The 10,428-nt window shown below is 68.1% G+C and carries 8 protein-coding genes; 6 read left to right on the top strand and 2 right to left on the bottom strand.

Features of this window, described 5'->3' with window-relative positions; translation table 11 throughout:
* Window positions 1-3 precede the first annotated feature (3 nt).
* The 3 genes from BMY69_RS04400 (at window position 4) to ssb (ending at window position 3,660) form a co-directional block, all read left to right on the top strand.
* Window positions 4-2,433 carry a fimbria/pilus outer membrane usher protein gene (locus tag BMY69_RS04400; RefSeq protein WP_090175520.1) on the top strand — a complete coding sequence of 810 codons (2,430 nt, stop codon included), beginning with the start codon at window positions 4-6 and terminating at the stop codon, window positions 2,431-2,433.
* Window positions 2,430-2,945, top strand: a complete 516-nt coding sequence (locus BMY69_RS04405) for a fimbrial protein (protein ID WP_090175521.1) — start codon at window positions 2,430-2,432, stop codon at window positions 2,943-2,945. Before BMY69_RS04400 ends, BMY69_RS04405 begins: the two co-directional genes overlap by 4 nt.
* A gap of 103 nt (window positions 2,946-3,048) precedes the next feature.
* Window positions 3,049-3,660, top strand: coding sequence for a single-stranded DNA-binding protein (gene ssb / locus BMY69_RS04410; protein WP_090175524.1), 612 nt, complete (start codon window positions 3,049-3,051; stop codon window positions 3,658-3,660).
* Between the two features lie 695 nt (window positions 3,661-4,355).
* On the opposite strand, the gene BMY69_RS04415 is transcribed toward ssb, so the two are convergent.
* Complete coding sequence (locus tag BMY69_RS04415; protein ID WP_255364454.1) at window positions 4,356-5,183, bottom strand: LysR family transcriptional regulator; 828 nt, start codon at window positions 5,181-5,183, stop codon at window positions 4,356-4,358.
* Window positions 5,184-5,302: 119 nt separating this feature from the next.
* Between BMY69_RS04415 and BMY69_RS04420 the strand changes: the two genes are divergently transcribed.
* Complete coding sequence (locus BMY69_RS04420) at window positions 5,303-6,076, top strand: alpha/beta hydrolase (RefSeq protein ID WP_090175527.1); 774 nt, start codon at window positions 5,303-5,305, stop codon at window positions 6,074-6,076.
* A 92-nt stretch (window positions 6,077-6,168) separates the two neighbouring features.
* On the opposite strand, the gene BMY69_RS04425 is transcribed toward BMY69_RS04420, so the two are convergent.
* Window positions 6,169-6,630, bottom strand: coding sequence for a PA2169 family four-helix-bundle protein (locus BMY69_RS04425; RefSeq protein ID WP_090056600.1), 462 nt, complete (start codon window positions 6,628-6,630; stop codon window positions 6,169-6,171).
* 175 nt (window positions 6,631-6,805) lie between these two features.
* Here BMY69_RS04425 and BMY69_RS04430 point away from each other — a divergent pair, with 175 nt between their 5' ends.
* Both BMY69_RS04430 and BMY69_RS04435 read left to right on the top strand, forming a co-directional pair.
* Window positions 6,806-7,618: an SDR family NAD(P)-dependent oxidoreductase gene (locus BMY69_RS04430; protein ID WP_090175528.1), complete on the top strand. Its 813-nt coding sequence runs from the start codon at window positions 6,806-6,808 to the stop codon at window positions 7,616-7,618.
* A 108-nt stretch (window positions 7,619-7,726) separates the two neighbouring features.
* Window positions 7,727-10,066: a S9 family peptidase gene (locus BMY69_RS04435; protein ID WP_090175530.1), complete on the top strand. Its 2,340-nt coding sequence runs from the start codon at window positions 7,727-7,729 to the stop codon at window positions 10,064-10,066.
* Window positions 10,067-10,428 lie beyond the last annotated feature (362 nt).

A 10,428-nucleotide genomic window follows, 5' to 3' on the forward strand; every position in this document is an offset into this window, starting at 1 on the left:
GTCATGGCTGTCCTTCGCTTCGCAGGCGACCGCGTCGCCTCGCTTCGTTACGCCGCTCGGCCACTCCTGTTCGCCGTGGCGTGGGGCGTGACGAACATGCGGCCCGTGCACGCGCAGGATGCGCGCTTCGTCGAATTCGACCCCGCCTTCCTGCCAGCCGGCGCGGCGACCGTCGACCTTGCGCGCTTCGCGCGCGGGAACCCCGTGCTTCCAGGCGAGTACGACGTCGATGTCTGGCTGAACGACGAATGGCAGTCGCACGGAACCGTCCGTTTCGCCGCTCCGTCGGCGGGTGCCGAGGCCACGCCCTGCATCGCCGATGCCCAGCTCACGGATTACGGCGTCGATCCCTCCGCGCTCCAGGTCGCGGCGGCCGATCCCTGCGTCGCGCTCGGTACCCGCATACCGTCGGCTTCCGTCCGTTTCGACATCGGCCAGCAGCGTCTCGACATCGAAGTGCCCCAGGCGGCACTGGCGCGAAGGCAGCGAGGCGCCGCGCCAGTCGCGCAATGGGACCCAGGCGTCACCGCGGGTCTGCTCGCGTGGCGCGCCGGCGCGCGCCGTACGGCGACGCCGTGGCGCAGCACCTCGTCGTCGTTTCTCGCCATCGATGCAGGCTTCAACCATGGCTCCTGGCGGCTGCGTCAGGCCGGGTCCTGGGCGGCGGGTCGCTACAGCCGAGGCCAGGCGTACGCGGAGCGGCAGCTGTCGTCGATGGCGTCACAGATGCGGGTCGGCGACATCGCGCCGGCGGACGACCTGTTCCCTCCGGTGGCGGTCCGTGGCGCGTCGCTGTCGAGCGATCCCCGCATGTCGAACGACGGCGCCGGTTGGCACGCCCCGCGTGTGAGTGGCGTGGCGGCGACGCACGCGACCGTCCGGGTGACGCAGAACGGCGTTCTCCTGCACGAGATGGCCGTCCCGCCGGGGCCGTTCCTCATCGACGAGCTGCACGCCGCGGCGCGCGCGGGTGATCTCGACGTCGACATCGAAGAACGCGACGGTCACCACCGGCGGTTCCGTATTCCTTACTTTCCCGTGCCCGAGCTCGTGAGCGAAGGCCGAGACCTGTTCAGTGTCGTCGCGGGACGGCCGGTGGCGACACGCGGGCGGGTATCCCGGCTGGCGCAGGCGACGTGGCGTCACGGCCTGCCCCACGGCGTTACCTCGTCGCTGGGATGGCGTCAGGCCGGCGCGCGGACATCGCTGCTGGCCGGTGCGGCCGTCGACACGCTGGCGGGAGCCTTCGCCACGGAGGCGATACGGTCGGCGGGTGACGGGTCGCGCGGCGCGAGCTGGCGACTGCGTCATGGGCGGCGCTGGAGCGAACGCAGCGTGGCGTCGCTGTCGCTCAGTTGGGAGCGCGGCATGGGAACGACGGATCGAGGCGCCGTGAGTCGGGGCATCGCGCGTCGCTACGATGCGCTCCTGCAGCATGAGCTGGGTAACGGCGGTGGCTCGCTGAGCATCGCCCTTGGCCGTCGCGTATACGGTCACGCCGAGTCCGCCGTCGAGCAGAACGTCGCCTGGATGCGCAGCTGGGGGCGGGCGGCGATCGACGCTTCCTTCAGGCATTCGCGCGTACGCGACACGCTGGGTGTCCATCGCGATGTTTCCGGCCAGATCGGCTTCTCCATGCCCCTGGGTGTCGCGTCGGCGCCGCTGGTACATGTCGCGGCGCAAACGGCGCGCCAGGGCGGTGCCCTGCGCGTCGGGCTGCACGGCAGTTCAGGCCGGAACGACGCGACGCTGTATTCGCTCGCCGCGACGACCCTGCGCGATAGCGGGACGACGCTCGACGCCTCCGTCTCGCGCCGCCTCGGTGGCGGCGAGGTATCCGTGTCGGTCGAGCGGTCCCGGCTGGCGAACTCGACCGCTCTCGCGGCATCGGGCGGGATGATCCTGCACGCCGGCGGCGTGACGTTCGCCCAGCGCCTCGGCGACTCGATCGGACTGGTGCATGCCGCCGGCGCCCGCGGGGCCCGGCTGGGCGGATACAGCGACGTCACCGTGGACCGGCGCGGGTATGCGGTCGTCCCCTATCTGACTCCCTTCCGCTGGAACGCGGTGGATCTCGATCCGACGGGCACGTCGCTCGACCTCGGCATCGAAGCCACCCACCGGCGCGTGGCGCCCACCGCCGGCGCGGTCGTCTCGCTGCCATTCGCGACGCAGGTCGCGAGGACGCGTCTCATCGTCGTCCGCCGCCCGGACGGCAGCCCATTGCCTTTCGGCGCCGAGATCGTCGACCAGGCCGGCCGCTCGGTCGGCGTCGCCGGGCAGGGCGGCCAGGTGTTTCTTCGCTCGAACGACCCCGACGACCGCTGGACCGCGCGGTGGCCGGGTGACCCGGACGGCCGCTGCGATGTCCGCATCGTCGGCTCCCATCCCAACGCCTCCGGCGACACTCAACACACAGGAGTATGTGAATGATCCGCAGCATTCGTTTCCGAATCACCGGCCGTCGCGCCATGGCCACCCTTTGCCTCATGGCTGCCAGTAGCGCGGCATGCGCCGACGACACGGTCGATTTTCTCGTGAGGGGTGCGATCGTGCCCGCCTGCGGGCTCTCCGCCAGCCGCGTGAAGATCGATCTCGGCACGGTGACGGCGGCCGAACTGACGGCCGGCCATTCCGCCTGGCGTGGCGCGTCCTTCTCCGGCACCGATTGCGTCGGCGTGACCCGGGCGTCCGTCACCGTGGTCGCCCCGCCGTACGGGCCGGACGGACGCTATATCGCCACCACCGGCGGCGCCGGAGGCGTGGCCATCGAGCTGCAGACGGCGAGTGGCCAGCCGTTGCCGCCCGACGGCGTCACCGAAGCCCGTTTCCACTGGCCCTCGGGTCAGCCGATCCTGGCGTTTCAGGCCCGATATGTCCGCGTCGCCACCGTGAAGCCGGGTCCGGCGGGGGCGATGGCGCAGGTTCACATCCGCTGGGAATGACGCGCCCGCGAGGGCGCGGCGCGTTTGATTAGCGGCCGACGTTCGACCAAACTACCGGGTCAGGTCTGGCCTGCGCCAGACGACACGTACACGAGGGCAATCCATGGCACGCGGCATCAACAAGGTCATCATCGTCGGCAATCTCGGCGCGGATCCCGAAACCCGTTACACCGGGAGCGGTACGGCGATCACGTCCTTGCGCATCGCCACGTCCGAAGCCTGGACCGACAAGCAGAGCGGCGAGAAGCAGGAGCGCACGGAATGGCACCGCGTGAAGCTGTTCGGCAAGCTTGCCGAGATCGCCGGTGAGTATCTGAAGAAGGGCCGCCAGGTCTACATCGAGGGCTCGCTGCGCACCGACAAGTACACCGACAAGGACGGCGTCGAGCGCTATTCCACCGACATCATCGCCAATGAGATGCAGATGCTCGGCGGTCAGGCCGGTGGCGGCGAAGGCGGCGGCTTCGGCGGCGGTCAGGGCGGCCAGCGTTCCCAGCAGGCGCGCGGCGGCCAGGGTGGCGGCGGCTACGGCGGTGGCGGCGGCCAGGGCGGTGGCAACTGGGGCGGCGGCGGTGGCGGTCAGCGCGGCGGCAACTTCGGTGGCGGCCAGCAGCGCGGCGGCGACGACTACGGCCAGTCCCGCGGCGGCAGCGCCCCCCAGCGCTCGGCACCGCCGGCCAACGAAGGCTTCGACGACGACGATATCCCGTTCTGAGTAGCCGGAAACCTCGCAGAATCGAAAGCCCGCGCCAGTCGCGGGCTTTTTTCGTTCCCGCAGCCCCGCCTGCAGGAGCGGACCCGGCCGCGACGGCTCTTCGCGACAAAGCCACAGGACCTGTCCCGCCCGGCTCCAAATGCATCGCGGCCAGGTCCGCTCCAACAGCCCTCCGGTGGGAGCGGACCCGGCCGCGACCGCTCTTCGCGACAAAGCCACAGGACCTGTTCCGCCCGGCTCCAAAGGCATCGCGGCCAGGTCCGCTCCAACAGCCCTCCGGTGGGAGCGGACCCGGCCGCGACCGCTCTTCGCGACAAAGCCACAGGACCTGTTCCGCCCGGCTCCAAAGGCATCGCGGCCAGGTCCGCTCCAACAGCCCTCCGGTGGGAGCGGACCCGGCCGCGACGGCTCTTCGCGACAAAACCACAGGACCTGTCCCGCCCGGCTCCAAAGGTGTCGCGGCCAGGTCCGCTCCAACAGCCCTCCGGTAGGAGCGGACCCGGCCGCGACGGCTCTTCGCGACAAAGCCGCAGGACCTGTTCCGCCCGGCTCCAAAGGCATCGCGGCCAGGTCCGCTCCAACAGCCCTCCGGTAGGAGCGGACCCGGCCGCGACGGCTCTTCGCGACAAAGCCACAGGACCTGTCCCGCCCGGCTCCGAAAGCATCGCGGCCAGGTCCGCTCCAACCATCGCGTTCTAGAATCCCCGGGCCGCATCCACCAGTACGCGCTCGAGAGCCTCGGCGGCATCGGACAGCGACGCCTGGCGGTCGATGACGTATTCCATGACGCCGAGGTCCGGAAGATCCTCTTCGACGCGCGCGAGACCTTCGGGCATCGCATAGCCGGTGAAGGCGCTGATGCCGAGGCCTGCCATGACCGCGGCATGGACCACCAGCACGCTGCTGCTCACGACGGCGATGCGGTAGGGGCGCCCGGCGGCGTTGAGCGCGTCGAAGATGCGCTCGCGCGAGATGCTTGGCTGGGGATGCACGGCCAGCGGAATCACCGCTTCGCCGACGGGGCGCGGCGCCGTCGCGCTGCCGCACCAGTGAAGCGGCTCGGTGCGGACGACGTAGCCGCGCCGGCTTCCGCTCAGGCGCTTGGCGAACACGAGGTCGTGGCGGCCTTCGCTCAGTCCGCGGAACAGCTCGCCGCTGAGCCCCGTGGTGATGACGAGCTCGACCTCCGGATTGCGCTGCACGAAGCTGGCAAGCGCGGCGGCCAGTCGCGACGACGCGAAATCTTCGGGTAGCCCGACGCGGACGGTTCCACTGAGCGGTGGACCACAGACGCTCGTCATGGCCTCGTCCATGAGGTCGAGGATGCGCAGGGCATAACGGTGCAAGGTGTCGCCCTGCGGCGATAGCCGCACGTTCCGCGTGTCGCGGTCGAATAGGGGCACGCCGACGAGGTCTTCGAGCCTGCGCACGTGCTGGCTCACCGTGGACTGGGACAGGCAAAGATGCTCGGACGCCACGGTGAAGCTGCCCGTGCGGGCCACCACGACGAAACTGCGAAGCAAGTCGGTCGGTAACGGCCTCATCGCGATCCCCGATAAATGCGCGCTGATAACTTCATAAATCGGGCCACCACGCGGGCGTAGGCTGTTCCTACCTCATCCCCACCCAGCGGAACGCTCCGATGAAAAGCAAATCCCTGATCGCTTCCATGGCCCTGGCCCTCGCCACCGCCGCCTTCGTCGCCCCCGCCATGGCCGCGACGCCCGTGAAGGACATCGTGCTGGTGCACGGCGCCTGGGTCAACGGCAGCGGGTGGAAGCCGGTTTACGACATCCTGGTGAAAGATGGCTACCACGTCTCCGTGGCGGAACACCCGCTCACCTCCTTCGCCGACGACGTGACCGCGGTGAAGCGCATCGTGGACATGCAGGAGGGACCCGTGATCCTCGTCGGCCACAGCTACGGCGGCGCGATCATCACCGACGTCGGCAACGACCCGAAAGTGGTCGGCCTCGTCTACATCGCGGCGCACGCGCTGGATCAGGGCGAGACCGAGGTGTCGAACGGCAAGCGCTACCCCAGCGAAACCAGCAAGACGCCGGACATCCGGAAGACGGCGGATGGATTCCTGTACCTCGACCCGGCGAAGTACCCGGCCGACTTCGCCGCCGACCTCTCGCCGCAGCAGGCACGGTTCGAGGCGAACGCGCAGGCCCTCACCGCGGCTTCGGTATTCGCGGCGCCGGCGGGACAGCCCGCCTGGAAGACCAAGCCGAGCTGGTACGCGGTGGCCACGGCCGATCGCATCATCAATCCCGATCTCGAGCGGATGTACGCGAAGCGCGCGAACAGCCACACGATCGAGGTGCAGGGCGCGAGCCACTCCGTTTACCAGTCGCACCCGAAGGAAGTCGCCGCGCTGATCGAACAGGCGGCGAACCAGTCGGTGAAATGACGCCACGCTCGGGCCCTGCCATCGGGCCCATGCGTCACGCAAAAAAAACGGGGCCGTGTGGCCCCGTCTTCGTTCCGCTGGATCAATCTCGATCAGTTCGTGCCATGCAGCGCGTGCTTGAGATCGCGCATCTGGTCGTGCCCCGACTTCACCGAGACATAGGCCTCGTTGATCAGCGAGCGCGTGCCGGCGGTCACGTCGGTGTCCTTCAGCGCGTCTTCGTACTTCGCCTTGATGTGATCCTCGCCACGCTCGACTTCGTCGACGATCGCGGTGTCGTCCTTCGAGCTCATCTTCGCGCGGAGTTCCACGAACATGCGGTGCGCCTTGGCGAGCACGGTGCCGTCGTCTTCCGGGTTGCCGCCCAGCGCGCGAACCTGCTGCTGCAGCTTCTGCGTCACCTGACGACGCTCCGCGGCGCGCGACTGGAACGTGGCGGCGTAGCGGGTGTTCTCGGCGTCCTTCGCCGCCTCGCCGTAGCCCTCGGCGCTGTCGATCGTGGTCTCGATAAGGTTGTTCAGGACCTTGATGTCGTGTTCGGTGCTGCTGCTCATCGTCTTGGGCTCCTTGGTGACTTCGATGAAGTCGTTCGTAGGACCTCCAGCTTCGCCGTTGCGGGGTGCAGCGATCCGTGAAAGACGCGTGGCAGCGTTGCACACACGCGGCAACCGTTCATTCAGGACGATGCGGCGCATACTTGTCGCTCACGCTTCCACCACGGGGATGTCCATGACAGCTCATCGTCGCGCGCTGATCACCGGCGCATCGGCCGGCATCGGCGAAGCCTTCGCGCGCGAACTCGCGCGTCGCGGTCACGATCTCGTCCTCACCGCGCGCCGCGCGGACCGGCTCGAGGCGCTGGCGCGCGAGTTGCGCGACCGTCACCAGATCGACGTGATCGTCGCACCGCTCGACCTCGCCCGTCCCGACGGTCCCGAGGCGCTGGTCGCCGCGCTCGATGCGCAGGGCCTCTCGATCGACGTCCTCGTGAACAACGCGGGCTATGGTGTGCCGGGTTATTTCGAGGAGCAGCCGTGGGCCACGCATGCGGCGTTCATCCAGGTGCTCATGACCGCGCCGACCGAGCTCGCCTGGCGGCTGCTTCCCGGCATGAAGGCGCGCGGATATGGACGCATCGTCAACGTGGCCTCGCTGGCCGGCCACGTTCCCGGCTCCGCCGGGCACACGCTGTACGCCGCGTCGAAGGCTTATCTGATCCGTTTCTCACAGTCGCTGGCGCTGGAAGGCAAGGCCGCCGGCGTCCACACGACCGCGGTCTGCCCCGGATTCACGTATTCCGAGTTCCACGACGTCACCGGATCGCGCGAGCTGGTCTCGAAGATGCCGAAGTTCATGTGGATGGATGCGGCCACCGTGGCGCGCCAGGGCATGGACGCCGTGGAGGCGGGAAAGGCGGTGCTCGTGAACGGTCGGGTCAACCGGTTCATCAAGGCCCTTTTCAAGCTGGTCCCCGATGCCCTGGCCCTGAAAATGGTCGAGCGGCAGGGCCGGAGGTTCCGTACCGGGCCCCAGCGGGGGTGATCGGCGGGCAACCGTGACCTCTGGCATAGGCCCCGTCGTCCGGTGGGGGCTAGCCTCGTCCGGTTTGCGGCGCCTTCCGCGCCGCCCTGCCGTCACCGGGGACTCTAGATGTCGACCAAACGCAACACGGCGCTGACCGGCGCCGTCCTTCTCGCCCTGATCGGGGCAGGCGCCTCGGCGCAGACCGTCACCACGGACGACTACCGCCGGGCGGACTCGTTCCTTTCCAACAACACCGCGCCGCTCGTGGACCACTCGGTCCAGCGCGTGACCTGGATCGACGACGGCCACTTCTGGTATCGCGACCACGACAAGGACGGCGACCAGTTTCTCACCGTGGATGCGGCGACGGGCCAGGCGACGCGCGCGTTCGATCGCGACAAGGTCGCGGCGGCGCTTTCCGCGGCGACCGGCAAGAAGGTCGACGCGGCGAAGCTGCCGGTCACCTCGTTCGTGGTGCGCCCGGACGACGGCATCGACATCACCTCGCGCGGCAAGCAGTACGTCTGCGACAAGGCCGTCGGCAAGTGCGAGCTCGCCGCGGTGAAGAAGGACGCGAACGGCAAGCCGTACGGCGACGAGCCGGGCCTGAAGTCGCCCGACGGCAAATCCGAGGCGTTCATCCGCGACTGGAACCTCTGGGTGCGCGATGTGGCGTCGGGCGCCGAAACGCAGCTCACCACGGACGGCGTCAAGGATTACGGCTACGCCACCGACAACGCCGGCTGGAAGCACACCGACGAGGCGATCCTCGTCTGGTCGCCGGATTCGAAGAAGATCGCCACGTTCCAGCAGGATCAGCGCAAGACGGGCGAGATGACCCTCGTCAGCGTCAATGTCGGCCATCCCAAGGTCGACACGTGGAAATACCCGCTGCCGGGCGACAAGGACGTGACCATGATCGAGCGCGTCGTGATCGACGTGCCGACGAAGAAGCTCGTCCGCTTCAAGATGCCCGCCGACCAGCACCGCTCGACGATCTGCGACGACATCTCGTGCAGCCCGGGTGTGTGGGACGACGTGCGCTGGTCCGCCGACGGCAAGAGCATCGCCTTCGTCTCCACCGCGCGCGACCATACGCACGAGTGGTTCCGCGTGGCGAATCCCGAAACCGGCGACGTGCGCACCGTGTTCGAAGAAAAGGCCAGGACCTACTTCGAAGGCGGCAACGACATGGCCAACTGGCAGTACGTGCCCGAGACCGACCAGGTGATCTGGTTCTCCGAACGGAGCAACTGGGGCCACCTGTACATGTACAGCCTGAAGACGGGCAAGCTCGAGCACGCCATCACGCAGGGCGACTGGAACGTCACCCAGGTGCTGCGCATCGATCCGAAGACGAAGACGATCTGGTTCCGCGGCGTCGGTCGCGAGAAGGGCGTCGATCCGTATTACCAGCAGTTCTACAAGGTCGGTTTCGACGGCAAGGGCCTCACGCTGCTGACGCCGGAGAACGCCGATCACACCGTGTCCATGTCGAAGGACGGCACGTACTTCTTCGATTCGTACTCCACCATCGATACGCCGCCGGTCGCCGTCGTGCGTCGCGCGAACGACGGCACGACGGTCAAGGAGATCGCGCGTGCCGACATCTCGCGCCTGAAGGCGAAGGGCTGGGTGCCGCCGACCGCGTTCACCGTGAAGGCGCGCGACGGCAAGACCGATCTCTACGGCCAGATGTTCAAGCCGACGAACTTCGACGCGTCGAAGAAGTACCCGCTCGTCGTCTACATCTACCCCGGCCCGCAGGTGGGCTCCGTGCGCACGCGCAGCTTCATCCCGTCGCACGGCGACAACCAGGCCCTGGCCGAGCTCGGCTTCGTCGTCGTCGCGGTCGATGGCATGGGTACGCCGCTGCGTTCGAAGGCGTTCCACGACGCGTACTTCCAGAACATCGGCGACAACACGCTGCCCGACCAGGTCGCGGCCGTGAAGCAGCTGGTGAAGAAGTACTCGTGGCTCGACGGTAACCGCGTCGGCATCTGGGGTCATTCCGGTGGCGGCAACGCCACGGCCACCGCGATGTTCCGTTACGCCGATACGTTCAAGGTCGGCATCTCGGAGTCGGGCAACCACGACAACCGCAACTACGAGGACGACTGGGCCGAGAAGTGGCAGGGCCTGCTCGTGATGGACAAGGACGGCAAGTCCAACTACGACGATCAGGCGAACCAGAAGTGGGCGTCGGGCCTGAAGGGACACCTGATGCTGGCGCACGGCACCTCGGACGACAACGTCCCGCCGTACGAAACCCTGCTCGTGGTCGACGCGCTGATCAAGGCGAACAAGGACTTCGACCTCGTGATGATCCCGAACGCCCGCCACGGCTACGCCGCCGCGACGCAGTACATGACGCGCCGTCGCTGGGACTACTTCGTGCGCTACCTCGCCGGCGGCACGCCGCCGAAGGAATTCGAACTCACGCCGATGACGCCTCCGGGCGGTTGAGGAAAGAAAACCCCGCTCATGGCGGGGTTTTCTTTTTACGCGGGCCCTTCCGCTTCGTAGGAGCGCGCCCTGCGCGCGACAGTCTTTCGCGAGGAGCGTCAGGGCCTGCCGCGCTTGGCAAGAAGCTGTCGCGCGCAGAGCTGTAGTGTCCGGGTATTTCTGGACCACCGAGTAGGAGCAAAATCTCCTGCGAGGTGATCCATGGGATACAAGAAGATTTCGTCGGCTCTGAAGGCCGAAGCGGTCCGACTGGTGGTCGAGGCGGGGCATTCCCCGCCTGAAGCGGCCCGGATGATGGGTATTGGCCCGACGGCGCTGCGTCGTTGGGTCGAGCAATATCGGGAACGACAGGCCGCCATGCC

The sequence above is a fragment of the Luteibacter sp. UNC138MFCol5.1 genome (assembly GCF_900110505.1).
In the GTDB taxonomy this organism is placed as follows: Bacteria; Pseudomonadota; Gammaproteobacteria; order Xanthomonadales; family Rhodanobacteraceae; genus Luteibacter.

Coding starts and splice junctions, on each gene's coding strand:
- BMY69_RS04400 (WP_090175520.1), top strand. CDS start 4: ATGGCTGTCCTTCGCTTCGCAGGCGACCGCGTCGCCTCGCTTCGTTAC.
- BMY69_RS04405 (WP_090175521.1), top strand. CDS start 2,430: ATGATCCGCAGCATTCGTTTCCGAATCACCGGCCGTCGCGCCATGGCC.
- ssb (WP_090175524.1), top strand. CDS start 3,049: ATGGCACGCGGCATCAACAAGGTCATCATCGTCGGCAATCTCGGCGCG.
- BMY69_RS04420 (WP_090175527.1), top strand. CDS start 5,303: ATGAAAAGCAAATCCCTGATCGCTTCCATGGCCCTGGCCCTCGCCACC.
- BMY69_RS04425 (WP_090056600.1), bottom strand. CDS start 6,630: ATGAGCAGCAGCACCGAACACGACATCAAGGTCCTGAACAACCTTATC.
- BMY69_RS04430 (WP_090175528.1), top strand. CDS start 6,806: ATGACAGCTCATCGTCGCGCGCTGATCACCGGCGCATCGGCCGGCATC.
- BMY69_RS04435 (WP_090175530.1), top strand. CDS start 7,727: ATGTCGACCAAACGCAACACGGCGCTGACCGGCGCCGTCCTTCTCGCC.